Below are 23,251 nucleotides of genomic sequence, written 5' to 3'. Positions count from 1 at the left end.
GCGAGTAGCGGCCGATGCCGTGCATGCCGTCACGGCTGGTGTCGACGTAGAGGGTCATCGGGTGCGCTCCTCACGCGGGAGCTGCATCCAGTCGAGGAGCCGCGAGCGGAACTCGCGCTCTCCGAATCCCTTCTCGACCCGTTCGGGGACAGCGCTCATGTCGAATCCGACGGCGTCGCGGATTGCCCGCGCCAGGTGTCCCTCAGCCAATCGGTCGACGACGACTCCCCCGCCGACCATCTCGACACTCTCGCTCGCCCCGCCCTCGCGGTAGACGACGACCGGGGTGCCCGCGGCCATGGCCTCGACGGGCATGATGCCGAAGTCCTCGACGGCAGGGAAGACGAACACGCTCGCGCGGCGGTAGAGCTCGTGGAGTACGGCATCCGACGGCCGGTGCACGAAGTGCACCGGCACGCGAAGTCCACGTGCGGTGTCCTCCAGCTCGGCGCGCATCGGACCGCTACCGGCGAGGACGACCGGAAGGCCCGCCGTAGCACCGGCCCGGAGCACCAGGTCGAGGCGCTTGTAGGGCACGAAGCGAGAGGCACCCAGGACGAAGTCGCTCGGAAGGCCGTCGAGGATCTGCTGGTCAACGGCGTCGAATCCCGAGCCGCCGGCACGGATCGTGCGCACGTCGACGGGCGGGTAGATGACGGTGGAGTCCTGTTCCCACACGTCCGCGATGCGCTGCTGGATGTACCGGCTGTTCGCGGCGTAGGTGATCTCCGAGGAAACCTGGCGACGATCGGCTCTGCGGAACGCCGGTGCGAGCGAGCGCACCAGCGGGTTTGCGCCGCGGGTGTCCTGCTCCGGAGCCCAGATCGTTCTGGCGGGAGTGTGGACGTACGCGAACTTCCGTGTCGCTCGTCGCCCTCCGACATGGTGTGCGAACACATGCGAGCTGGCGAGTACGAAGTCGTACTCGTCGGTCTTCGCGCTGCGCCACGCGGTGGACATGAATGGGAGGGCAGCTGCCTTGCTTCGGCGGAGTGGCGAACGAGCGAGCCAGGTCTCCCTGACGTCGTGGCCGGCAAAGCGCCCGGGGGCGTCGTTCCAGAGCGCGAGCACGTCGGCGTCCGGGAACGCACGAGCCATGGCCTCGGCGACGTTCTCGGAACCGCCGTGTGGTGCGATCCACTCGTGCGCGATCAGCCCGACCATCAGTGCGCCTCGTTCCCCGGCGCGAGCACCGCACGAACGGTCTTCCAGAGGATCGTGACGTCCCCCGTGATCGACCAGTTCTCGACGTAGTACAGGTCGAGCCGGATGGCGTCCTCCCACGACAACGCGGAACGACCGCTGACCTGCCAGAGCCCACTCATCCCGGGCTTGAGGAGCAGACGACGGTGTGCGGCGTTGTCGTACAGCGCTACCTCGCCGGAGCGCTGCGGCCGAGGACCGACCAGGCTCATCGACCCGAGCAGCACGTTGAAGAGCTGCGGGAACTCGTCGAGGGAGTGCTTCCGCAGGAAGTGCCCGATCGAGGTCACCCGCGGGTCGTTCGAGACCTTGAACAGCGGCTTGTCCGACGATCCCTGCTGGGCCAGCAGCGCGGCGAGCTCGTCGTCGGCGTTCACTCGCATCGAACGGAACTTGAGCATGTTGAACGGGTCGCCGTTGAGCCCCACGCGTTCTTGGCGGTACAGGACCGGGCCGGCACTGGTGCACTTCACTGCGAGGGCGAGCACGATCAGCACCGGCGAGAGCACGGCGATCAGCAGCCCGGATCCGACGATGTCGAACGCTCGCTTCAGGAAGAGCGTCGAGCCCTCGTACCGCGGCATCTCGACGTGGATCAGCGGCAGGCCGGCGACCGGGCGGGTGTGGATGCGGGGACCGTTGATCTCGGTCAGGCTCGGCGCGACGATCAGGTGCTGTCGCCCTCCCTCGAGCCCCCAGCTGAGTTCGCGGACCGCCTGCGCGCCGAGTTCCTCGGAACCGGTGACGACGACGGTGTCGGCCCCGGACGACCCCAGCGCCGAGAGGGCATCTGGGATACGCCCGACGATCGGGATCTCCGTCCCCGGAAGTTGCCCACCGATCGAACCGGACGGCACGCACACCGCCACCACGCGGTAGCCCTCCTCCGGATGCCGAGCGAGCTCGCGGGCGATGTGCTCGACGCTGTCGGTCGACCCGACGAGCAGCACCTGCGCGGAGTACGCGCCACCATGGCGCTGGGCGTTGAGCCACTGCCGCCACATCCACCGGCTGAGCATGAGCACGAGCGTTCCAAGCGGGAACGCGATGAAGATGTAGCCGCGGGCGAGGTCGATCTTGAACGCGTAGGCGACGATCGCGACGAAGGCGAAGAGCCGGATCGACGCGTCGACGATCCGGCGGTACTCGGCCGAGCCGGTGCCGATGTACCGGTGGTCACGGGTGTCGTAGATCGCGAGGACTACGAGCCAGGCCACGATCACCGCGAGCGAGACGGTGGTGTACCCGACCGCGAGGTCAGCCGTGCTGCCGCTGACCGCGACCTGGGCGCTGTCGAGCCCGAACCAGGCGATCTGCACGCCGAACGCGACCCAGATCAGCACGAGCACGTCTGTGACGAGTATCCGCCGCGCGTAGCGTTTCGCCCACGGTACCGCCGCCGTCGTCTGCCGGCTGGTCATCGTCACCACGTGACACCACCGTCACCCGACACCTGCACCAAGTCACCGGCCCACAACCACACGTGCTGGCCGCTCCTGGCGATGGTGACCGCTCCGCTGGCGTCGGCGTCGGCTGCACAGCCGACCGCGGTGGCCTCGGTGGTGGCGGTGACCTTCGCCGCGGGCATGCTCGCGATCTGCACGCCCTCGCACGACGCGATGCCGGTGCGGGCGAGCGTGTAGGTGTTGCCGGCGTCGGCGAGGGATCGGACGCCGTCGATCGGCGCAGCCACCCACGCTCCGGTGCCGGATCGCCACTGGACCTCGCCGTCGCAGGTGACGGCGGTCGTGTAGGTGCCCTCGAAGACCTCGATCGGGTCCGGGCAGGGTGCGTCGACGGTGCCGCTCTTCAGGAGGAGACCGTCGGTCCCGATGGCGGCGCCGGCCGCTCCATCCGGACCGTCCTTCCACGTGGCACCGTCGTCCGTGCTGGTGCGGACGGTGGGCGCGCAGTCGTCACCGGTGCCGGCGACGACGGCGACGCCGGTGCTGCTGGCGCGGAGCGCCAGCACGGTGCTCACACCGTCACCGAGACCGACGGAGGTCCACGACTTCCCGCCGTCCACGGTGTGCTGCAGCACCGCTTCGTCACCGCCACAGGTCCCACTGGAGGCTCGCCATGCCTCCAGGCCGTTGGTGGCGGACAGCAGGTGGCGGCCGGGCGTGACCATCGCTGCGGTCCCGCTGGTGGCGGTGGGCTGCGGAGCAGCCGTGCCGGTCCCTGTCGGGATCGGGGTGCTGGAGAAGGTGGGGATCGGACCGGCCGTGCCGTTGGTCTCGGGCGCGGTGCGCGCGACGGCGAGACCGACCAGGACCACGTCGATCACCACGAGGGCGACGACGACGATCCCGACCCAGACGAGGGTGCGACGCGAGATCGCTCGGCCGAGGCTGCTGGGTCCTCGGCGCGGGCTCACGTGGAGACCACCCTCACCGCTCCGCCTTCCGGAGCGCACCGACGCGACCGCGGCGAGCCTGCTTCGGGGGCTTCGGGGCGTCTTCCTCGTCGGTGCCGTACCCGTACGCGTAGCCGTAGCGGCCGTAGCCGTAGGCCCCGGGTCCCCTGGTCGGCATCATCGTCATGACGAAGCCTGCGATCGGGGCACCGACGTTCTCGAGCGACTGGACGGCGCCCGCGAGCTGGCCCTTCATGGTCCTGCCGGACGCCACCACGACGATCGCGCCGGATGCCTTCTTCGACAGGATGGCGGCGTCGGTGACGGGGAGCAGCGGCGGGGCGTCGAAGAGGACGTAGTCGAACTGCGCCTCGAGACGCTCGATGAGCATGCTCATCGCTTGCGATCCGAGGAGTTCGGACGGGTTCGGCGGGATCTCGCCGGCCGGCAGGACGACCAGGTTGCCGCGGCCCCACGGGACGGCGACGTCCTCGAGTGCGGCGCGGCCGATCAGGACGTCCGTCAGACCGGCGCCGCCCTCGAGGTCCATGTACTGGGCGACGCGGGGACGACGCAGGTCGGCGTCGATGAGGATGACCTTGTAGCCCGCGCTGTCGAGGGCGATCGCGAGGTTCGCGACGGTGGTGCTCTTGCCCTCGGACTGGACGGACGAGGTCATCACGAAGGTGCGGGCGTCGCTGCCGATGTCGACGAACTGCAGGTTGGTGCGGAGCGTACGGAAGGACTCGGCGCGGGGGCTGCGCGGGTCGACCTGCACGATGAGGGGACGCTCCGACGCCTTGCTGTCGAAGGCGATGCCACCGACGATCGGCTTGTCGCTGACCTTCTCGACGTCGGACTCGGTGCGGACGCGGTTGTCGAGCGTCTCGCGGAGGACGGCAAGGCCGACACCGAGCGCGAGGCCGACGAGCAGGCCGAGGACGACGTTCACGGGCACGTTCGGGCTGATCGGGGTGCTCGGGACCTGGGCTTCCTTGACGCGGGTGAGCTTCACCGTGCTGGCGCCGTTCGCGTCGGTGGCCTCGATGTTCTGCACGACGTTCGTCAGGCTCTGCGACGTCGCGTTCGCGATGTCGGCGGCCTGCACGGGGTCGGTCTCGTTGACGGTGATGGCGATGAGCGTGGTGTTCGTCGGGGCATCGGCGGTGACGAGCTTCGCGAGCTCGTCGGCGCTCATGTCGAGCTTCAGGCTCGAGATCACCGGCAGCAGGACGATCGGCGTCGTCACGAGGTTCGAGTACGTCAGGACCCGCTGCTGCGTGAAGGTGTTGCCCTGCGCGAGGTCACTCGCGCTGCCGCTCGTCTGCGTGGAGACGAAGACCTGCGCCGAAGCGGAGTACACCGGCTGCTTGAGCACCGAGAAGCCGGCTGCTGCGGCGACGCCGACCAGCGCCAACACCAGGATGAGCACCCATCCCTTGCGCAGCACCGTGATGTAGTCGCGTAGTTCCACGCGCCTGCCTTCCCCGTGGGACGCCGGCCGCGCGGTCCCTCGCGCGAGCGAGCCGGGATTTTCCCAGCAATCGGCAGGGAAATACTGCCACACGGATGGGTCCGGCTCGGGTCGACGGGTGTCGGGTTGCGCACCGTGTCCTCTACGGTGATGCCATGCAGCCGTCGCCCGAGGTCCAGGCTCGCCCTCGGGACCGCGCGGTTCTCGTGGTGTTCGTGGTGATCGTGGTGGCGGTCGTGCTCGAACGGATCGTCGGCGGTGTCGCACGAACTGGGGGTCTGCCGGATCCGGTCACGCAGGTGCTGGCGAGCGATCTCGCCGTGTGGGTGCCGCTCGTGGTCGGAGCGGTCGTCGCCCTGCGGCGGACGCGTGCTGTCCGTTCCCTGTTCCGGCTCGACCTCGCCGACGTGGTCGCGGCGATCGGCATCGTGATCGTCTGCCGAGCCGTGGATGCAGCGATGTCGCTGTCGTTCTTCGGCACGACCGGGCTCACTCCGGCGCCCACGCTCGGACCACCGTCCGTCGTCCTCTTGCTGATCGCGGCGATCGGGACCTGCATCGTCAGTCCGATCATCGAGGAGCTCGTGTTCCGTGGGATCGTGCAGCGCCGACTCGCTGACACGCTCACTCCGCGGACGCGGTTCCTCGCGGTGATCGTGACGGCGTTCGTGTTCGCGATCGTGCACGTGCTGATCACCACCGGCGGATCGACGCTCGGTGGGTTCGAAGTGTTCGTGACCACGTTCCTGCTCGGGCTGCTCACGGGCACCCTGGTGGCGATGACGGACCGGATCGGTGGAGCGATCCTGGCGCACGCGGTGTTCAACGCTGTGGCGGTCGTCGCGACCTGGCCGCGCTGACCGATCCGGTCGCGCTGCGGGCGTGCTGGCGCGCCCGCCCCACTCGCTCTGGGGGTGCTGCCACGCGACACCGCCACCTAGCGTTGATCGCGAGGACTCCGAACACCAGACGTGCCCCGAACCAGGGCACGACGGGCCCTCGGATCAGGGCAGCGAGCGGAGGCGACCCATGCACACGATGAACAGACTCCTCGAACGCTGGTCCCTCACGCCGCTGATGAAGCAGGCTCCGCTCGCGCTGCTCGTCGCGATGGCGACGGTCCTGTCCCTGACGATCCCGCAGCTCACGGTGAGCGACGAGGGCGGGCTGTTCGCCGCGATCACGCTGACGATCGTCGCCACCCTCTGGTCCGCAGTGATCGGCGTCCGCGGCGGCTCGGTCCCCGCGTTGGTCAACGTCGTGCCGGCGATCGACTTCCTCGCGCTCGGGATGCTGCGGTGGTCCACCGGATCGTCCTCGTCGGTGTTCACCGCGCTCGTGGTGCTCCCCGTGGTGTGGCTCGCCGCGCAGGAGGGTCGGCGCTTCATCCTGTACTCCGCGCTCGGCACGGCGGTCGTGATCTTGACGCCGTTCCTGTTCGGCGCCGGAGTGATCGACCCCACCACCGAGTTCGTCCGGCTCGGTGTCGTGCTGGTCGCGTACGGCACGCTCGCGATCGTGGTCAACCAGCTCAGCCGCCTGCACGGCGCGCAGCTCCGGCGGTCGCGCGACCGGGAGGCCGTGGTCCAGGCCGAGATCGAGCGGGCTGCCGAGATCCAGCGTTCACTGCTCCCCCGGTCGGTCGGGCAGGTTCCCGGGTACCGCGTGGCCGGGACGTGCCTGCCCGCCAAGAGCGTCGGCGGTGACTTCCTGGACTGGTACGAGACGGACGGCGGCCTCACGCTGACGCTCGGCGACGTGATGGGCAAGGGGGTCGGCTCCGCGCTGCTCGCAGCCGCGGTCCGCGCCGTGCTGCGGAGCGCCCGTACCGAACCGGATCCCGCTGCTGCGGTGCACCGGGCATCGCAGGGCCTCGCGATCGACCCGGACCGTGTGGAGACGACGGCCGGCTTCACGACCCTGTTCCACGCCCGGATCGACGGCGACGTGCTGCGGTGGGTCGACGCTGGCCACGGGCTGACGGTGATCGCGCGACGGGACGGCTCGGCCGAACGACTCGCGTCGTCGCATCTGCCGATCGGCCTGGGGCTCGACGAGGTGTGGACGGCGACGGAGACCCGACTCGGACCGGACGACGTGCTGGTGTGCATCAGCGACGGCGTGCTCGACCTGTTCGGCGGCGAACTCGACACGATCGACCGCGTCGCCGCGATCGCACGCGAGGACACGAGCCCCGGAGCGATCGTCGAGCGCCTCATCGCACTCGCCCGGTCGATGGACCACGACGACGACGTCACCGTGGTGGCGCTGCGACGCGATGCCGTCGCGGCGGCACCGGCGCTGACCGGCGCACCGGGACAGCTCGTCGGCGCGTAGCGACGGCTGCGCGGGCGGTCAGCTCGTGGTGGTTGCGGCTAGCGGGCCGCGCGGATGACGTCCGGCAGCACTCGGCTGAGGCGGTCGGCGAGTGCGACCTTGGCCTCGTCGAGCGTGCGGTAGTCCCCGACGTACTGCCCGAAGGTGTCGGACACGAAGTAGTGCGCGCCCTGCTGGTCGACGGTGCCGCCGTAGTACCCGCCGTAGTTCGCGGCCCACAGGCCGGTGTCCGGGCGCGACCAGATGATGCGCGCCTGGGTCGGGGTCGACGGCGTGACGACCTCGGCTTCGATCGCGGTGATGACCTCGATCGTCTCGGTGTCCAGCTTCGCCTCGGTGTCGGGGCGGTGGGACTCGGCGATGCTCATGGTTCCTTCCTCAGGACGTGCAAGGGGTGTGGTGCTCAGGGGGTGTGGTGCTGTTCGACTACTCGACCGGACGGATGACCGGCGGCAGCATGATGTGCAGCTGGTCGGCGAGGTGGCCCTGGGCGTCTTCGAGCGAGTCGAATTCGCCGACGACGAGGCCGAACGTGTCCGAGGCGACGTAGTGTCCGTCACGCTTGTCGACCGATCCACCGAAGTAGCCGCCGTAGTTGGCGATCCACTCGCCGGCGTCTTCCTGCGTCCAGGTGAGCTTGGCGCGGGCCGGCCGCGCGGCGCTGACGGTCTCGGCTTCGAGGACGGCGATCGTGTCGACGGTGTCGGTGTCGAGGGTCACGTCACGCTGCGTCTTCGTGCTGCTGTCGGTCATGCTCATGGCGCTGCTCCTGTCACGTTCCGGGGTACATCCTGCGGTCCTCAAACCGTATGGCGTCGGACCCTCCCCTCGCCAGCGAGCCCCGTCGATTCACGGGTTCTGTTCATGCGGGCCATCATCACTTCCCGGATTCGCGGGACAGTGCGACGCACTTCCGGGGTACACGTCCCCCACCGGGGTACTCGCGGAGCGGACAGTCCACCGATTCAGCGGATCGGGCACGATCCCGTCGCCTGATCACGCATCCTCGACGGACCGCCGGTACCGCTCGATCTCCGCATCGATCACCCGCCGGGGGACGTACCGGTCCGCGAACACCGCGGTCACCACCCCGAACGAGAGGACCACGATGCCGATCACCAGCCCGACCAGCGCACTGTCCCGCTGCCAGGTGTCCGGCCACAGCGCCGGGAGCACGAGACCGAGTCCGACGAACGTGGCGCTGTACGCGACCGTGACGAGCCACTGGGGCGCACGCCTCGGGAAGACCTGTCGAACCCGGCGTTCGGCGATCGCAGAGAACACCCACGCCACAGCGATCGGCGGCACCGCCGGCACCCATCGGCCCAGCAGCGTCAACACGCCGAACGTGACGACGATCCCGACCGCGCTCCACCACAGCCAGGCAGCGGTCCCGGCCTTGGCCCTGAGACGCTCGGTCATCTGCCCACGCTCCCCACGTCTCGACGGTACGCCCCAGGGGTCATGCCGACCAGCGGGGAGAACTGCTCGATGCACTGGCTCGTCGTCGCCCACCCGCACGCCGCCGCGGTGTCCGTCACCGACCACCCCTGCGCGAGCAGCACCAGCGCCCGGTGCACCCGGAGCTGCAGCCGCCACTGCCGGTACCCCATGCCCGTCTCGTCGCGGAACAGCCGGGTCAGGGTGCGCTCCCCCACGCCCGTCTCCCGCGCCAGGGCACCGAGCGACCATGCCACGGTCAGGTCGCGTTCCACGATCACCACGACGCGGCGCAGCCGCACGTCGTGCGCCTCCGGCAGGTGCAGCGGCTGCTCCGGCGCGGACGCGACCTCGTCCACGATGACCATCCGCAGGTGCGACCGCGCCGCCTCGGAACGCGGTGCCGACGCGGTGGCGGCGAGCAGGGCCTCCCGTGCGAGCGGGGTGACCGCCAGCACAGCAGGTCCGGACGGCAGGGACATGGCCGCATCCGCCTCCAGGTACACGACCCGCATGTCGGTCACCCCGTGGGCCCGGTGCCGGTGCTCGGCGCCGGCCGGCACCCACGCGACACGGTTGGGCGGGGCGATCCAGGCGCCGTCGTCGGTGATGAGCGACAGCACCCCGCTGGCGGCGTGCACCAGGTGGCCGCGGGTGTGGGTGTGGGAAGTCGTCGTCTCGGCGTGGTCGAACAGGAACGCGGCCTCGGACCGGCCGTCGGTCAGGCGGGCGTCGATCTCGAAGTCCTCGAGGCGGCGGGTTTTCGACATCGAGCGGCAGTGTACGTGTTCCGAGCAGTGGGTGGCAGGTGGTCGGATGAGGACATGACCTCGACCGCTTCCGTCCCACTCCCCGTGACCGTGCCCCTGCCAGCGCCACGCCGCCGTGTGCTCGCCGCCTGGTACGTCGGGGCGGGGCTGCTGCTCATCGCGATCAACCTGCGCATGGGCGTCGCCTCGGTCGGGCCGGTGCTCACGGCGATCGAGCGGTCGCTCCACCTGACACCGTCGGCGGCGAGCCTGCTCACCACGATCCCGGTGTTCGCATTCGGGGCGTTCGCCTTCCTGACGCCCGTGCTGACCAGGCGCGTCGGACTGCACCGGCTGCTCGGGCTGACGATGGCCGTCCTCGCGCTCGGCATCGCGCTCCGCTTCGAGCCGCAGGGGTGGGCACTGTACGGCGGGACGGTGCTCGCGGGGGCGGCGATCGCGGTCGCGAACGTGCTCATGCCTGCGGCGATCAAGAGCGACTTCGCCCACCGCGTCGGGCTGATGATGGGGCTCTACTCGACGATGCTCTTCCTCAGCGCGGCAGTGGCGTCGGCATCGGTCGTGCCGCTCATGGCGGCGTTCGGCGGATCGTGGCGACCGGCGCTGGCGTTCTGGGCGCTCCCCGCCGTGCTCGCGTTCCTGGTGTGGCTGCCGCGTGCGCTGCAGAACCCGGGGCACGTGCGGGTCGCCGGACGGAACCGCGCGGCCGACGCCCCGTCCGAGGCAGGCGAGCCCCGGATGACGGCGCTCCTCCGCGACCCGGTGGCGATCGCCGTGACGGGGTTCATGGGGCTGCAGAGCCTGTCGTACTACGCGTTCCTGACCTGGGCGCCGACGGTGCTGCAGGACGTCGGCGTCTCCGCGCACACGGCGGGGCTGATGCTGGCGTACTCGAGCCTGCCCGGGATCCTCACGGGCATCGCGGGTCCGGCGATCGCCCGGCGCATCCGGCCGTCGTGGGTGCCCGTGCTCGTGGTCGTCGTGCTCTGCATGGCGGGGTTCGTCGGGCTCGCGGTCGCGCCCGCCGCCGGGGCATGGGTGTGGATGACGCTCCTCGGCCTCGGACAGGGCGGAGCGATCAGCCTGTCGCTCAGCTACATCGTGTGGCGCTCCCCGGACGCCAGGCACACGGCGCACGTGTCGACGATGGCGCAGGGCATCGGGTACCTGCTCGCTGGCCTCGGGCCGCTCGGGATCGGGCTGCTGCACACGGCGACGGGCGGGTGGACGGCGCCGATCGGGGTGCTGCTGGCGATGCTCGTCGTCCAGGGGTTCGCCGGCGCTGCCGCCAGCCGCGACCGCCACGTGCTCGCCCGGGGCGCGGAGTCTCGCGCCCGGCGCGCCCCTACGCGACCGCGCGCAGGGCGTCGGCGATCAGGGTGAGCGCCCGGTCGAGCTCGTCGGCGACGCGGGCATGCGTCGCCTCCGAGCGGCGGTACGGGTCGTCGACGTCGTCGTCAGCGGGGTCGGCCGGCGGCGCGACGGTGCCGCGGAGCCGCGCGACCCGCTCGACGAGGGCCTGCGGCGAGTGCACATCGGCGAGGTCCGACGGCTCGAGCCCGTCGAGCACCCGCGCGAACTGCTTGATCGTGAACGCACGCTTCGCGGCTCGCGGCGCCAGACGGACGACGTCGGCCCGGTGCGAGCGCTCGGCGGTCAGCACGAGGTCGGCGCCGGCGGCGATCGACTCCGTCAGGTAACGCGACCGATGCGCGGACGGGTCGCCGCCGAGCCGGACGGACTGCGCGGCGGCCGCACCGTCCATGGCCATGTCGTCCTGGGCGATGGTGCCGGCCGACTCGATGACGTACGACGACGCCACCGAGCCGAGCCGAGCCTCCAGGACCTGTGCGCCCAGCGGTGACCGACAGATGTTGCCGCTGCAGACGAACAGGACCCGCACGTTCACGCGTCGAGCAGGTCGTGCCGGACGACGATCGCGTCACGGCCGGGGCCGACGCCGATCGCCGAGATGCGCGCGCCGGACATCGCCTCGACCGCCAGGACGTACGCCTGGGCGTTCGCGGGCAGGTCCTCGAACGAACGGGCACCGGTGATGTCCTCGGTCCAGCCGGGGAAGTCCTCGTAGATCGGCTTCGCGTGGTGGAAGTCCGACTGCGAGACGGGGACCTCGTCCACGCGTTCGCCGTCGACCTCGTACGCGACGCACACGGGGATGGTCTCCAGCCCGGTCAGCACGTCGAGCTTCGTGAGCACGAAGTCCGTCACGCCGTTGATGCGCGCCGTGTACCGGGCGATCGGGGCGTCGTACCAGCCGCATCGACGCGGGCGGCCGGTGGTGGTGCCGAACTCGAAACCGTTCGCGCGGAGGAACTCCCCCGACTCGTCGAACAGCTCGGTCGGGAACGGCCCGGCGCCGACGCGGGTCGTGTACGCCTTGACGATGCCGATGACGCGCTGGATCTTCCCCGGGCCGATGCCGGAACCGGTCGCCGCGCCACCTGCGGTCGCCGACGAGGACGTGACGAACGGGTACGTGCCGTGGTCGACGTCGAGCATGGTCGCCTGACCGGCCTCGAACAGGACGGTCTCGCCCCGCTCGAGGGCACGGTGGATCTCGAGGGCGGTGTCCGCGACCATCGGGCGCAGGCGCTCGGCGAAGGACAGCAGCGACTCGACGACCTCTTCGGGGTCGATCGCGCGACGGTTGAAGACCTTCACCAGCAGGTGGTTCTTCTGGTCGAGGGCCGCTTCGACCTTCTGCCGCAGGATGTTCTCGTCGAAGATGTCCTGGATGCGGATGCCGACGCGGTTGATCTTGTCCGCGTAGCTCGGGCCGATGCCACGACCGGTGGTGCCGATCTGCCGCTTGCCGAGGAAGCGCTCCGTCACCTTGTCGATGGTGCGGTGGTAGTGCGTGATGACGTGGGCGTTCGCCGAGACGCGGAGCTTCGAGACGTCGACGCCGCGGGCCTTCAGCGCGTCGAGCTCCTGGAACAGGACCTCGAGGTCGACGACGACGCCGTTGCCGATCACGGGCGTGACACCGGGGGTGAGGATGCCGGACGGCAGCAGGTGGAGCGCGTACTTCTCGCCCCCGACGACCACGGTGTGCCCGGCGTTGTTGCCGCCGTTGAACTTGACGACGTAGTCGATGCGGCTGCCGAGCAGGTCGGTCGCCTTCCCCTTGCCCTCGTCACCCCACTGGGCTCCGATGATGACTGCTGCGGGCATCTGGTTCTCCTCACGTTCGCGGAGGACCTCACGCGACCGTCGGGCCGGTGGTCCACTCGACTCTATCGGACGGGCACCCGAGTGCGCTTCTCGGATGGCCGGATCATCGAGAGTCCCCAGTACGGGGGACATCTCGGAGATCGTTGCACATGGGCAACAATTACGACGTAGCGTGCCTCTCGTGCTCGCTTCACCGGCGGCGCACACCCCCCTGGTCCCACGTCCCTGCGTGCGGATCTCTCGCCGCGCGAGATACGCGCGGCTCGTTCGGCGTGCCCGCGCGCCGAACCGCGGAACGTCGTGCGCGCACGCCGGGACGCGCCACAACCGTGCCCGCATCGGGTGCAGGAAGTGAGTTCGACGATGAACAAGGCTCTCTGGAGCAAGAAGGCGCTGGCCCTCCCGGCCTGCGCCGCGATCGTGATCGGCGGCATGACGCTCGTCGCCACCCCCGCGAACGCAGACCCGGCGGACCTCTCGGTCACCAGCCAGTCTGTTTCCGGCCGCGTGCTGACGGTCATGGGGACCGGCACCCCGGGCGAGAACATCCAGCTCGACGAGGACTTCCGCAACACCCGGCACGCCATCGCCAGCGATGGCAAGTGGACGATCACGTACACGATCCCGGGCACCGACACCTCGTCGCAGACGTACACGATCGAGCAGCTCAACGGTCTGAACCAGGACGGTTCGGTCCAGATCACGGCCGCACCCGAGCAGGCCGCGCCGACGTTCGCCGTCTCGACCCACACCGTCTCCGGTCGCACGCTGACCGTGACCGGCACCGGCACCCCGGGCCTGACCGTCCAGGTCGACCCGCCGAACGGTGGCGTCAACCGCGTGCGCATCCCCGCGGACGGCAACTGGAGCCTCACCTACCAGATCCCGGAGAGCGCCGGCACCGACTCGAAGACCTACACGATCCTCGAGCAGAACAACGGCTTCCAGACCCAGGCGCAGGGCTCGTTCCAGGCCGCCGCCGAGGCCCAGCAGGCACAGTTCGCGGTCACCAGCCCGGAGAACAACTCGACGGTCGACTCCCGCACCGTGACCTTCACCGGCACCGGCCAGCAGGGCGACTCCATCAACCTGCTCGACGCGAACGGCGACCGCCTGACCGGCAACGTCGTCGTGGGTGCCGACCAGACCTGGACCGCCACCGTCACGTTCCCGAACAGCGCGGCGCGCCAGCAGGCCGTCCGTGTCACGGACGTCCGTGGCGGCAGCGGTGCCGGCGACACGACCGTGAACATCACGCTCCCGGCCGTCGCTCCGGCGGACCAGTTCTCGCTGACCAGCCCGACCGACGGCTCCACCGTCGACTCGCGCACCGTCACCTTCACGGGGACCGGCACGCCCGGCGACCTGGTGAACACCCTCAACGAGGCCGGCGACCGCGTCGCGCCGCAGGTGCTCGTCGGCGCCGACGGCACCTGGACCACCACGGGCACCTTCAGCAACTCGGCCCCCGTCGTGCAGAACCTGTCGGTCAACCAGATCGGTGGCGGCCAGGGCCAGGGCGAGGTCAACTTCACCATCAACCTGCCCGCGGTCGCCACTCCCCCGGCAGCCACCCCGCTGACGCTCGTCACCCCGAAGGACGGCTCGACGGTCGACTCCCGCACGGTGACCTACACGGGTACCGGCACCCCCGGTGACGCGATCGCGATCGTGAACGCGGACGGTGACGTCGTCGCCCCGGCGACGGTCGTGAAGGAAGACGGCACGTGGACCACCACGGGCACCTTCTCGGACTCGGCTGCCACCACGCAGGACCTGACCGTGGGTGAGGTCGACGCCGACCTCAACGTCGTCGACACGATCGACTTCACGATCACCCTGCCGGCCGTCGCGACGACGCCCGGCACCGGCACCACGCCGGGCACCGGCACCACGCCGTCCACCGGCACCCGTCCGGCCGGCACCCTGCCGGTCGTCGCCGGCTAGTCGCACCAGATCCGCGGACGGGGGCACGACCATCGGTCGTGCCCCCGTCTGCGTTCCACCGGAGGAACCACCGCATGACCCGCACCAGCACCGTCCGCGCGGCGAGCACTGCACTCGCCGCCGCACTGCTCCTGACGTTCGGGCTCACGGCCTGCACCGGGCAGGACACGGGCACGAAGCCGACCGCGACGCGCAGTGCGACGCCCTCCGCCGAGGCGTACGAGGCCCCCAGCGCCGCACAGGTCGCCCTGCTGCCGCAGGCGCAGTACAACGCGGTGATCGGCGGCTTGCTCCCCTACTACGAGTCGACGATCCCGAAGACCGCGGACGAGTCGTACACGATCAGTGCTGACGCACCGCTCTACGGCGATGACCGCACGAAGCCCGTCGCGCGACTGGCGGAGAAGGACTTCCTCGGCGACCCGACCGTCGTCGTCCCGGTCCAGTTCTCCGGTGACTGGGCGATGGTCATGACCCCCGCGCGGCAGGCACTGCCCTCGGCGACGAACGGTGCGGCGGCCGCGCAGAGCGCCGCGTGGATCCGCCGTGACCTGCTCACGAAGAAGACCTCGCTCGAGGACCACGTGGTCATCGCCGTCGGCGCACAGACCGTGTCGATCGTCGGTGCGGACGGCAAGACCGTCAAGGAGTTCCCGGCAGGCGTCGGTGCGGGTGGCACGCCGACCCCGACCGGTGTGATCGGCTACATCCAGGCGCGCTACCTCGATCCGGCGCAGGACCAGACGGTTCACGAGATCAACCTGACGACGCTGCACTCCGCTGCAGCCGACGAGCCCTACGGCGGCGAGGACGGCGGGCTGATCGGCGTGCACTACGAATCGACCGCACGCGGTGCGGTGTCGCACGGCTGCGTGCGACTGGACGGCGACGCCGTCGATGCGATCAACAAGCTCCCGCTCGGGACGATCGTCCAGATCACGGCCTGATCGCGGACCACGGGAACGACCAGGAGGCACGGTGCCAGCTGGCACCGTGCCTCCCGTCGCTCTCATCCACGGCCGCGACCCGATCGCGTCCGCGCGTCTCTTCTGCCGGGGATCAGGACCGGAAGAAGTCTGCGTAACTGGGGTTCGTCATCGGGGCGTTGTGGCCCGGCTCGGCGAGCCGTTCGTTGACCATCGCCTGGATGACATCCGGCGGGGTCAGGCCACGACGGCGCCACTCGACGGGGTTCTGCCGGAGCTGCGACAACGTGTTCTGCATGAGGACAACCGTGCCACCGTTTCGCTAGTTTGTCTAACTACATATCCGCGACACGCATCTGAGGACATGGAAAGGGCCCGTGGAGGCGATCCACGGGCCCTTTCGGTCCGGCTACTTGCGCGTCACCTTCGCGGTGGACGCCGAGGTCGCGGTGCCGTCCTGGTACCCCTTCGCCGTGGCGGTCACGCGGACCTGGAACGTGTGCCCCACGTCCGACGTGCCCAGCTTGATCTTCTTCGTGGTCGCACCCTCCACGACGGACCCGTCACGGAGCCACTGGTACGAGAACTTCACGCCCCGCGCGTTCCAGTCGCCCGGCCCGGCGGTCAGCTGCTTGCCGACCTTCGGTGTACCGGACACCGTGACCGCACTGCCCTCGCGGAGCGCCAGCTTCGGCGCAGCGACCGTCGCCGACACCGTGTCCACCTGGTCGCCGACCGCGTTGTGCAGGTGCAGCAGCAGCACGCTCGCGGACGAGGTGCCTGCGGAGCGGGTCACCGGGACCGAGCCGCTGTCCGGGAGGAGGACTCCCCCGAACGACAGACCCGGTGCGGACGGGTCGAACGTCGCGGACTTCGTGTCGTCGACCACGTACGAGCCACTCGTCGCCAGTGCCGGTGCGTACGCCGACTCGGTGAGTACCGAGTAGTCGAACGCGCCGGTGACACCGATCGCCTCCTGCGAGACGGTCAGCACCTTCACCGCGCTGTCGAACGTGTTGACGTCCTGACCCGGGGCGCCCCCGTTCAGCGGCTGCGAGTCGAGCGTCGCACCGGTGGCGAGGTCGATCGTCGTCGCGAACGTGGCGTCCACCGTGGCCGACTTGGCGTCGTACACCAGGTAGTCCGGCGTGCCGTCACGGTCGGCGTCGATGAGCACCTCGACGTTGGTCACGGCGCCGGGGTTGGCGTCGGGACCGGTCGTCTGGACGCCGAACGCCAGCGTGCCGTCCGACGCGTTCGCGCCGTAGGCCCTGATGTCCGCCGCCTGGAGCGACTGCTTCGCCGAACCGTCCGGGAACGACTCCTGCGGGTCGGTCCCACCGAGGACGAACGGGGCCACGAGGGCTCCGGTCACACCGCGGCCGGCCAGGGCGATCGAGGACTCGGTCGAGTCGCTCTCGAAGGACACGTCCGAACCGTGCACGGCGCTCACGGGCTTCGGCGCGGCGTAGGTGCCGATCCGCAGCGGGTTGAGCTTCTTGTCGGTCGGCGTGAACGTGACGAGACCGGTCGCAGCGGCGACGAACTCGCGCTGGTACCCGAGCGTCGTCGACTCCTGCGTCGGGTCGATGGTGCGCCCGACCTTCGTCGGGTCGGCGATCGTCATCGTCAGGGTGACGGTGGCGGTACCGTGCGGCACGACCGTGACGCGCTGCTTGTCGATCGAGAACGCGACGCCGGACTGCGCGACGCGGGACTCGTAGGCCACGTCGTACGTGTGCGGCCGACCGTCGGTGTTCTTGATCTGCAGCGTGCGCTTCTCGGTGGTCGGCGAGGCGACCTCGACGACACCGAACGACGCCGTGACGAGCTGGTCGTTCTCGACGCTGCGCACCGTGGTGCCGGCGGTGACCGCCTGCAGCGCGTCGACGCGACCGGTCCCCTGCCGCAGCAGGGTCGCGTTCCCGTCACCGTCCCGCACGTCGTGCGTCGCGGTGTTCATGATCGTCGCCTTGACGTCCGGTGCCGACCACGTCGGGTGCGACTCGAACGTCAGCGCGGCGATGCCCGCCACGTCCGGCGTCGCCATCGAGGTGCCGCTCATCGACATGCGTCCGTCACCGGTGCCGTTGGCCGCGGAGATCACGTTGACCCCGGGGCCGGCGACGTCCGGCTTGACGATGTCGTCGAACGACCCGTGGACACCACGGCTGGTGAACTGCGCGAGCGTGTTCACGGCTTCGGCGTCGGTCGCGAGCTGGAAGCCCTTGAGCTCGTCGGCGAACTTCACGTGCAGGGTCCCGGCCTGGGCAGCGGACTGGAGGCTCGCAGCACTGTCCGCCGTCAGCTCGGCACCCGGGATGGTCGCGTTCCCCGCGATCCCGCTGTCGAAGGTGTTGATCGTCCCGGCGAGCAGGACGCCGACTCCGCCGGCGGCCTGGACGTTGTTGAACCGGACACCGGAGCCGCACTCGAGCGCACCGTCCGTCCACTTCAGCCAGACGACCTTGCCCTTGACCTTCGCGGCCTCGTCCGCGCTGAAGGCAGCGCAGCCGTCCACGTTCGTGGTCGGGACGACGACGTCACCCTCGACCGGCAGCGTGCCCTGGTAGTTCTGCGAGTACTGCGCGCGGTAGGTCTTCGCGACGTCAGCGGGAGCGGTGGCCTGGACGCCGTCGTAGAGGCTCTGGCCGGTGGCGCTCGCGGCGACCGTCAGGGCTCCTTCGGCGTTGCCCGGCGATCCACCGATGTCGGTGAAGTCGTCGGCGTTGCCCGAGGCGATCACCGGCAGCACACCGCGGGCGGTGAGCGCGTCGATCTTGGCGTTGTCGGGGTCGTCCGGCGCACCGTAGTCGGAGCCGAGCGACAGGTTGAGGACGTTGATGTCCTTGCCCTCGGTCAGTGCCTGGCCGACCCAGTCGAGCGCGGCGCCGGTCACGTCGGTCGAACCGCCGCCGTCACCGAAGACCTTGAGGGCGTAGAGCCCGGCCTCCGGTGCGGTGCCGGGGCCGATCCACATGTCCTGCACGGACTGCGTGGTCAGCTTCTTGTAGTCCCCCTCGAAGGTCTTCTTGTCGGCGTCGAGGCCGTAGCCCGCGATGGTGCCGGAGACGTGGGTGCCGTGGTCGCCGCCCTTGCCGTCGATCGGGTTGTCGTCGGGCTTCGGCGTCGGGTCGTACGCCGGGGAGGCCGGGTCCGCGTTGTACGTGGGGCCGGCGAAGTCGTAGCCGCCGAGGAACTTCTTCGCGTCGAACCAGCTCGGGTCCGGGGCGCTCGAGCTCGCGAGCGCCTGCTCGTACGCCTCCGTCGTGCCGGGGCCGCCGAAGTCCGCCTGCGTGTAGTCGAGGCCGGTGTCGAGCACGGCGACGTTCACGCCCTTGCCGGTGTGGCCGGTCTGCTGCCACGCGTCGAGGGCACGCGTGTAGACGTCGCTCGCCGCGTTCTTCGGGCTGACGCCGTCGGCGCCGGGCTTGACGACGTCGGGGTCGACGCCGCTCGGGGCAGCGTCGGCGCTGTCGCTGACGGTCGGGTCGACGATCTTCTTCGGCGTGAGCGGGATGACGCTCTCCACGTCGGAGCGCTCGGCGACCTTGCGGAGCGCCGCGACGTCGGCCACGACGGCGACACCGGGGACGGTGTACTCGGTCGTGTAGAGCTCGGTCGCGTCGGCGTCGGCGGACTGCACGGCGTCGCGGACGTCCTCGGTCGTCGACTTGATCGCCGACAGCCGCTGCTTCGCGGCGCCCGACGGGCTCTTCGACTGCGTGAGGTCGCCGCCCTTCGCCTTGGCGTCCACGGCGAGCGCTCCCTCGCCGGTCGTCCGCACGAAGGCGGCGATCGTCGTCTGGGGCTTCGCGCTCCGCAGCGGTGCCGACAGCTTCAGGTCGGCCGATGCGACACCGGCCGGCGCGGCAGACGCCGTGCCACCGACGGCGAGACCGCCGCAGGCGAGGGCTCCGGCCGCGACGAGCGCGGTGACGACTCGGGTCATGCGTCTCGGGTTGGGGGTGTTCGGGTCCTGTGTTGCACGGTTCACTGGGCGCACTCCTGGCTCCGTCCGTGTTGCTTGGGAATTGCTCAGAAGCTATGTGCTGCTGCTCAGGTGCGGGAGTCGGCACTTTGGGGGACGTCCCCCGTTCGGGGGTACCCCTTCCTGCGATCTTGCACAGCGGTGTGCAAGTTATTACGATGGGGGGCGTGACCAGTCCTGACGCTCCAGTCCGCGCTCCGCGCCGCGATGCGACCGAGAACCGGGCCGCACTGCTCGACGCCGCGAAGACCGCCCTGCAGCGGGACCCGGACGCCTCGATCGAGTCGATCGCGGCCGTCGCCGGGCTCTCCCGGCGTGCGGTCTACGGACATTTCCCCTCCCGCGACGACCTCGTCCGCGCCGTCGTGACCGCCGGGGCGTCCCGGATCGCCGCCGCGATGCCGACCTCCTCGGACCTCGGCGACCTGCCCCCCGCCGCCCGCATCGCCGCCATCGCGGTCACCCTCTGGTCAGAGGTCTCGCACGTCCGCTCGATGGCCCGCATCGCCGTCAGGAGCCCGTTCGGCGAGTCCGTCGCCGAGGTGTTCGCACCGCTCAGGGCCCAGGTCCGCGACGCGTGTGCGCTCGGGATCGCCGAGGGCTCGATGCGCGACGACGTCGATGCCGCCACGCTCGGCCGGTTGGTCGAGGGGGCGTGCATCGCCGTGCTCGACGAAGCCACCCGCTCCGCAACCCCGGACGACGAGGGGCGCAGGATGGTCGTCATCTCGGCACTCGGGATGGCCGGCATCGACTGGCGCACCGCGCTCCTCACCGAATCCATCAGCTCCGAAGAGGACCTCGCATGACCACGCTCGAGATCGACCACGCCGGCATCGGCGAGGAGCCCGGCGCGGCCCTCCCCGTCGTGTCGGCCGTCGCCGGACCGCACCGTCCGGGCATCGTCGCCGTCGAGACCGAGCAGGCGCCGGTCCTGGCGTCGCTCGTCGCCGGCGGCCGCATGAAGCCCGAGACCGGACGCGTGCTCGTCGACGGACACGACGACCCCGCGGCGATCCGACGGGCGTTCGCGCTCGTGGACACCCCCGGGATCGCCGAACCCTTCCCCGTGATGACGCTCCGCCGGATCGTGCGCGAAGAGCTCGCGTTCGCCGGGCGTCGTCCCTCCCGCGAGCACGTCGACACCGTGCTCGACGAACTCGGCATGACCGCGTACGCCGACACCCACGTGCAGCGCGTGCCGACCGACGTCCGCGTGCGGCTGCTCGTCGAGCTCGCACTGCTCCGCGACGGCATCACCGGCCTCGTGATCACCTCCCCGGAGCGCCACGGCGGCTCCGTCGAGGGCTGGTTCGCCGTCGTGCGGGACGTCGCGATGCGCGGCGTCACCGTCCTGCTCGTCACCTCGAAGGCCGCGGCGGCCACCGCCGAGCGCCTCCTGGCGACCATCCCCGTGCCCGCTGAGGACACGTCTGTACCCGAAGGTCCCGATGACGCGACCAGCACCACCGGAGGCGAGCCGAGCCTCCCGTCGGAATCCCTGGAGAGCCGCTCGTGACCACCACCTCGCTCATCCGCGCGGAACTCGCGCGACTCACCGCGACCCCGCTCGCACGGCTCGCGTTCATCGCGCTCATGGTCGTGCCGCTGCTCTACGGCGGCGCCTACCTGTGGGCGAACCGCGACCCCTACGCCAAGCTCGACCAGGTCCCGGCCGCGATCGTCAACCAGGACGCCGGTGCCACGCTCGACGGCGACACCGTGAACTACGGCAAGGACGTCACGAAGCGCGCCATCGACGGCGGCGACTTCAAGTGGTCGAAGACATCCGCGGCCGACGCCCGCTCCGGCGTCCGCAACGGTACGTACGACTTCGTCGTGACGATCCCGCACGACTTCTCGGAATCCCTGGTGTCGGCGCAGTCGAACGACCCGAAGCGCGCAGAACTCGTGATGACGACGGCGGACACGAACTCGTACCTCGCCTCGACCATCGCGGAGCAGGCGGGCAAGACCATGCGCACCGCCGTGGCCGAGCAGGTCGGCAAGAAGGCCGCGAAGACGCTGCTCGTCGGGCTCGCCGACGTGCGCGACAGCCTCGGGGACGCGGTCGACGGCGCGGGGCAGCTCGCCTCTGGTGCCACCACGGCGTCGAACGGTGCGGACCAGCTCGCTGCCGGGACGTCGCAGCTGCGCTCCGGCGCATCCCAGCTCGCATCCGGCACCGCCTCGCTCCCCGCCCAGACGACGAAGCTGAACGACGGCGCGCAGCAGGTCGCCTCGGGTGCGTCGACGCTGTCGTCCGGCCTGTCGACACTGCAGCAGCAGACGGCGTCCCTGCCGGACCAGGCCGCGCGCCTGAACAGCGGCGCGAAGACGATCTCCGACAACCTCACCACGCTCGCGAGCCAGACCGACCCGGCGCTCGAGACGCTCAACGGGTTGACCGCTGACAGCCTCACCGCGACGATCGAGCAGGCCGTCACCGACCAGGGCATCACCCTCACACCAGAGGCGCAGGCGGCGATCAAGGCCGGGGTCACGGCGCGACTCGAGGACCCGAAGACGCAGAAGGGTCTCGCCGAGGCGAAGACCGGCCTCGAGGGGATCGACCAGCTCCGGGACGGTTCCGGCGAGCTCTACGCCGGCACCCAGCAGCTGAACGCCGCGGCCCCGCAGCTGACCGCGGGGATCGCGTCGGCGGCATCCGGTGCGTCGACGCTGTCGGGCGGGGCGTCGCAGGTCGCTTCCGGGACCTCGGCACTGGCCGCCGCTGCGCCGACGCTGTCGAACGGCGCAGCGACCCTGGCCTCCGGCACCGCGACCGCGGATGACGGCGCGCAGTCCCTGGCGACGGGGCTGCACTCGCTGCGGGACGGCGCATCGACGCTCGCGTCACAGCTCGACGAGGGCCGGACGAAGATCCCGGCGTCGAACGCGTCCGAGCGAGAGTCGCAGGCGTCGGTCATCTCCGACCCGGTGAAGGTCGGCGACGACAACGTGGCGGCTGCGGACAACTACGGCGCCGGGCTCGCGCCGTTCTTCATCTCGCTCGCTGCGTGGATCGGCATGTACGCGCTGTTCCTCATCCTCAAGCCGATCTCCAAGCGGGCCATCACGGCGGTGCGCAAGCCGCTGCAGATCGTCCTCGGCGGGTGGCTCACGCCCGTGGTGCTCGGGATCGTGCAGATGGTGGCGCTGTTCTTCATCGTGCGGTTCGCACTCGACCTGAACGTGGTGCACGCCGGGGCGACGATCGGGGTGATGGTGCTGGCGTCGGCGACGTTCGCGGCGATCCTGATGGCGCTCAACGTGCTGCTCGGCTCCGTCGGGCAGTTCCTCGGGCTGGTGCTCATGCTCGTGCAGCTCGTCACGGCCGGCGGGACGTTCCCCTGGCAGACGCTCCCCGGGCCGTTGGCAGCGCTCCACTTCGCGCTGCCGATGACGTACTCGGTCGACGCGCTCCGGCAGACGATGTACGGCGGGTCGATGGGTGCTGCGTGGTCGGACGCGGGGACGCTCGCGTGCTGGCTCGTCGGCGCGCTGCTCGTCACCTTCGTGGTCGCTGCCCGCCAGGGACGCTCCCGCACGCTGCGCGACCTGCGCCCGAGTCTGATCGGGTAGCGGGCCGGGCGCTCCCGGCGCCCGTTC

20 protein-coding genes are annotated in these 23,251 nt (G+C 70.5%); 8 read left to right on the top strand and 12 right to left on the bottom strand.

Annotation, left to right across the window (positions count from 1 at the left end; translation table 11 throughout):
* Nucleotides 1–54: 54 nt before the first annotated feature.
* From ACIPJ2_RS06575 to ACIPJ2_RS06560, 4 genes are read right to left on the bottom strand one after another with little or no spacing between them, the layout of a single operon-like run.
* Nucleotides 55–1,164, bottom strand: a complete 1,110-nt coding sequence (locus tag ACIPJ2_RS06575; RefSeq protein WP_402728093.1) for a glycosyltransferase — start codon at nucleotides 1,162–1,164, stop codon at nucleotides 55–57.
* Nucleotides 1,164–2,624, bottom strand: a complete 1,461-nt coding sequence (locus ACIPJ2_RS06570) for a sugar transferase (protein ID WP_402728092.1) — start codon at nucleotides 2,622–2,624, stop codon at nucleotides 1,164–1,166. The genes ACIPJ2_RS06575 and ACIPJ2_RS06570 overlap by 1 nt, the downstream gene beginning before the upstream one ends.
* Nucleotides 2,625–2,626: 2 nt before the next feature.
* Complete coding sequence (locus ACIPJ2_RS06565; RefSeq protein WP_402728091.1) at nucleotides 2,627–3,580, bottom strand: WD40/YVTN/BNR-like repeat-containing protein; 954 nt, start codon at nucleotides 3,578–3,580, stop codon at nucleotides 2,627–2,629.
* A gap of 13 nt (nucleotides 3,581–3,593) precedes the next feature.
* On the bottom strand, nucleotides 3,594–5,033 hold the full coding sequence (locus ACIPJ2_RS06560; protein ID WP_402728090.1) for a polysaccharide biosynthesis tyrosine autokinase: 1,440 nt from the start codon (nucleotides 5,031–5,033) through the stop codon (nucleotides 3,594–3,596).
* A gap of 155 nt (nucleotides 5,034–5,188) precedes the next feature.
* Here ACIPJ2_RS06560 and ACIPJ2_RS06555 point away from each other — a divergent pair, with 155 nt between their 5' ends.
* Complete coding sequence (locus tag ACIPJ2_RS06555; protein WP_402728089.1) at nucleotides 5,189–5,893, top strand: type II CAAX prenyl endopeptidase Rce1 family protein; 705 nt, start codon at nucleotides 5,189–5,191, stop codon at nucleotides 5,891–5,893.
* Nucleotides 5,894–6,071: 178 nt separating this feature from the next.
* A complete protein-coding gene (locus ACIPJ2_RS06550) occupies nucleotides 6,072–7,370 on the top strand; it encodes a PP2C family protein-serine/threonine phosphatase (protein WP_402728088.1) in 1,299 nt (432 codons plus the stop codon).
* 38 nt (nucleotides 7,371–7,408) lie between these two features.
* Here the strand turns inward: ACIPJ2_RS06550 and ACIPJ2_RS06545 are convergent, their stop codons facing one another.
* The 4 genes from ACIPJ2_RS06545 to ACIPJ2_RS06530 all read right to left on the bottom strand — a co-directional run bounded on the left by ACIPJ2_RS06545 (nucleotide 7,409) and on the right by ACIPJ2_RS06530 (nucleotide 9,580).
* The gene (locus ACIPJ2_RS06545; RefSeq protein ID WP_402728087.1) at nucleotides 7,409–7,738 is read right to left on the bottom strand and encodes a hypothetical protein; all 330 of its coding nucleotides are present in this window, start codon (nucleotides 7,736–7,738) and stop codon (nucleotides 7,409–7,411) included.
* A gap of 58 nt (nucleotides 7,739–7,796) precedes the next feature.
* The gene (locus tag ACIPJ2_RS06540; protein ID WP_402728086.1) at nucleotides 7,797–8,129 is read right to left on the bottom strand and encodes a hypothetical protein; all 333 of its coding nucleotides are present in this window, start codon (nucleotides 8,127–8,129) and stop codon (nucleotides 7,797–7,799) included.
* 237 nt (nucleotides 8,130–8,366) lie between these two features.
* Nucleotides 8,367–8,792: a hypothetical protein gene (locus tag ACIPJ2_RS06535; RefSeq protein ID WP_402728085.1), complete on the bottom strand. Its 426-nt coding sequence runs from the start codon at nucleotides 8,790–8,792 to the stop codon at nucleotides 8,367–8,369.
* Complete coding sequence (locus ACIPJ2_RS06530) at nucleotides 8,789–9,580, bottom strand: AraC family transcriptional regulator (RefSeq protein WP_402728084.1); 792 nt, start codon at nucleotides 9,578–9,580, stop codon at nucleotides 8,789–8,791. Before ACIPJ2_RS06530 ends, ACIPJ2_RS06535 begins: the two co-directional genes overlap by 4 nt.
* A gap of 54 nt (nucleotides 9,581–9,634) precedes the next feature.
* Here ACIPJ2_RS06530 and ACIPJ2_RS06525 point away from each other — a divergent pair, with 54 nt between their 5' ends.
* The gene (locus ACIPJ2_RS06525; protein WP_402728083.1) at nucleotides 9,635–10,963 is read left to right on the top strand and encodes an MFS transporter; all 1,329 of its coding nucleotides are present in this window, start codon (nucleotides 9,635–9,637) and stop codon (nucleotides 10,961–10,963) included.
* On the opposite strand, the gene ACIPJ2_RS06520 is transcribed toward ACIPJ2_RS06525, so the two are convergent.
* Both ACIPJ2_RS06520 and ACIPJ2_RS06515 read right to left on the bottom strand, forming a co-directional pair.
* Nucleotides 10,926–11,489 (bottom strand): low molecular weight phosphatase family protein, encoded by a 564-nt coding sequence (locus ACIPJ2_RS06520; RefSeq protein WP_402728082.1) that lies wholly within the window; start codon nucleotides 11,487–11,489, stop codon nucleotides 10,926–10,928. The genes ACIPJ2_RS06525 and ACIPJ2_RS06520 overlap by 38 nt on opposite strands.
* Complete coding sequence (locus ACIPJ2_RS06515) at nucleotides 11,486–12,775, bottom strand: adenylosuccinate synthase (protein WP_402728081.1); 1,290 nt, start codon at nucleotides 12,773–12,775, stop codon at nucleotides 11,486–11,488. Before ACIPJ2_RS06515 ends, ACIPJ2_RS06520 begins: the two co-directional genes overlap by 4 nt.
* 363 nt (nucleotides 12,776–13,138) lie before the next feature.
* Between ACIPJ2_RS06515 and ACIPJ2_RS06510 the strand changes: the two genes are divergently transcribed.
* Nucleotides 13,139–14,722 (top strand): hypothetical protein, encoded by a 1,584-nt coding sequence (locus ACIPJ2_RS06510; RefSeq protein ID WP_402728080.1) that lies wholly within the window; start codon nucleotides 13,139–13,141, stop codon nucleotides 14,720–14,722.
* Nucleotides 14,723–14,796: 74 nt separating this feature from the next.
* Complete coding sequence (locus ACIPJ2_RS06505) at nucleotides 14,797–15,669, top strand: L,D-transpeptidase (protein WP_402728079.1); 873 nt, start codon at nucleotides 14,797–14,799, stop codon at nucleotides 15,667–15,669.
* A 112-nt stretch (nucleotides 15,670–15,781) separates the two neighbouring features.
* Here ACIPJ2_RS06505 and ACIPJ2_RS06500 read toward each other — a convergent pair whose 3' ends face one another.
* Nucleotides 15,782–15,946, bottom strand: coding sequence for a hypothetical protein (locus tag ACIPJ2_RS06500; RefSeq protein WP_281266854.1), 165 nt, complete (start codon nucleotides 15,944–15,946; stop codon nucleotides 15,782–15,784).
* A gap of 111 nt (nucleotides 15,947–16,057) precedes the next feature.
* Nucleotides 16,058–19,600, bottom strand: coding sequence for a S8 family serine peptidase (locus ACIPJ2_RS06495; protein ID WP_402728078.1), 3,543 nt, complete (start codon nucleotides 19,598–19,600; stop codon nucleotides 16,058–16,060).
* Between the two features lie 206 nt (nucleotides 19,601–19,806).
* On the opposite strand from ACIPJ2_RS06495, the gene ACIPJ2_RS06490 reads away from it, so the two are divergent.
* Genes ACIPJ2_RS06490 through ACIPJ2_RS06480 form a run of 3 tightly spaced genes read left to right on the top strand, consistent with a single transcriptional unit; the run spans nucleotide 19,807 to nucleotide 23,224 of the window.
* Nucleotides 19,807–20,448, top strand: coding sequence for a TetR/AcrR family transcriptional regulator (locus ACIPJ2_RS06490; protein ID WP_402728077.1), 642 nt, complete (start codon nucleotides 19,807–19,809; stop codon nucleotides 20,446–20,448).
* The gene (locus tag ACIPJ2_RS06485; protein WP_402728076.1) at nucleotides 20,445–21,158 is read left to right on the top strand and encodes a hypothetical protein; all 714 of its coding nucleotides are present in this window, start codon (nucleotides 20,445–20,447) and stop codon (nucleotides 21,156–21,158) included. Before ACIPJ2_RS06490 ends, ACIPJ2_RS06485 begins: the two co-directional genes overlap by 4 nt.
* Entirely contained in the window at nucleotides 21,155–23,224 is a 2,070-nt protein-coding gene (locus ACIPJ2_RS06480) for a YhgE/Pip family protein (protein ID WP_402728075.1), read from the top strand. The genes ACIPJ2_RS06485 and ACIPJ2_RS06480 overlap by 4 nt, the downstream gene beginning before the upstream one ends.
* Nucleotides 23,225–23,251 lie beyond the last annotated feature (27 nt).

It is taken from the genome of Curtobacterium sp. NPDC090217 (assembly GCF_044746705.1).
Classification (GTDB): Bacteria; Actinomycetota; Actinomycetes; order Actinomycetales; family Microbacteriaceae; genus Curtobacterium.
This window is presented reverse-complemented; position numbering and strand designations above follow the sequence as displayed.

What these genes read in the sequence shown, in the direction of transcription:
- ACIPJ2_RS06530 (WP_402728084.1), bottom strand. Translation starts at nt 9,580, where the DNA reads ATGTCGAAAACCCGCCGCCTCGAGGACTTCGAGATCGACGCCCGCCTG.
- ACIPJ2_RS06500 (WP_281266854.1), bottom strand. Translation starts at nt 15,946, where the DNA reads ATGCAGAACACGTTGTCGCAGCTCCGGCAGAACCCCGTCGAGTGGCGC.
- ACIPJ2_RS06525 (WP_402728083.1), top strand. Translation starts at nt 9,635, where the DNA reads ATGACCTCGACCGCTTCCGTCCCACTCCCCGTGACCGTGCCCCTGCCA.
- ACIPJ2_RS06570 (WP_402728092.1), bottom strand. Translation starts at nt 2,624, where the DNA reads ATGACCAGCCGGCAGACGACGGCGGCGGTACCGTGGGCGAAACGCTAC.
- ACIPJ2_RS06550 (WP_402728088.1), top strand. Translation starts at nt 6,072, where the DNA reads ATGAACAGACTCCTCGAACGCTGGTCCCTCACGCCGCTGATGAAGCAG.
- ACIPJ2_RS06495 (WP_402728078.1), bottom strand. Translation starts at nt 19,600, where the DNA reads ATGACCCGAGTCGTCACCGCGCTCGTCGCGGCCGGAGCCCTCGCCTGC.
- ACIPJ2_RS06540 (WP_402728086.1), bottom strand. Translation starts at nt 8,129, where the DNA reads ATGAGCATGACCGACAGCAGCACGAAGACGCAGCGTGACGTGACCCTC.
- ACIPJ2_RS06575 (WP_402728093.1), bottom strand. Translation starts at nt 1,164, where the DNA reads ATGGTCGGGCTGATCGCGCACGAGTGGATCGCACCACACGGCGGTTCC.
- ACIPJ2_RS06515 (WP_402728081.1), bottom strand. Translation starts at nt 12,775, where the DNA reads ATGCCCGCAGCAGTCATCATCGGAGCCCAGTGGGGTGACGAGGGCAAG.
- ACIPJ2_RS06545 (WP_402728087.1), bottom strand. Translation starts at nt 7,738, where the DNA reads ATGAGCATCGCCGAGTCCCACCGCCCCGACACCGAGGCGAAGCTGGAC.
- ACIPJ2_RS06555 (WP_402728089.1), top strand. Translation starts at nt 5,189, where the DNA reads ATGCAGCCGTCGCCCGAGGTCCAGGCTCGCCCTCGGGACCGCGCGGTT.
- ACIPJ2_RS06535 (WP_402728085.1), bottom strand. Translation starts at nt 8,792, where the DNA reads ATGACCGAGCGTCTCAGGGCCAAGGCCGGGACCGCTGCCTGGCTGTGG.
- ACIPJ2_RS06510 (WP_402728080.1), top strand. Translation starts at nt 13,139, where the DNA reads ATGAACAAGGCTCTCTGGAGCAAGAAGGCGCTGGCCCTCCCGGCCTGC.
- ACIPJ2_RS06505 (WP_402728079.1), top strand. Translation starts at nt 14,797, where the DNA reads ATGACCCGCACCAGCACCGTCCGCGCGGCGAGCACTGCACTCGCCGCC.
- ACIPJ2_RS06485 (WP_402728076.1), top strand. Translation starts at nt 20,445, where the DNA reads ATGACCACGCTCGAGATCGACCACGCCGGCATCGGCGAGGAGCCCGGC.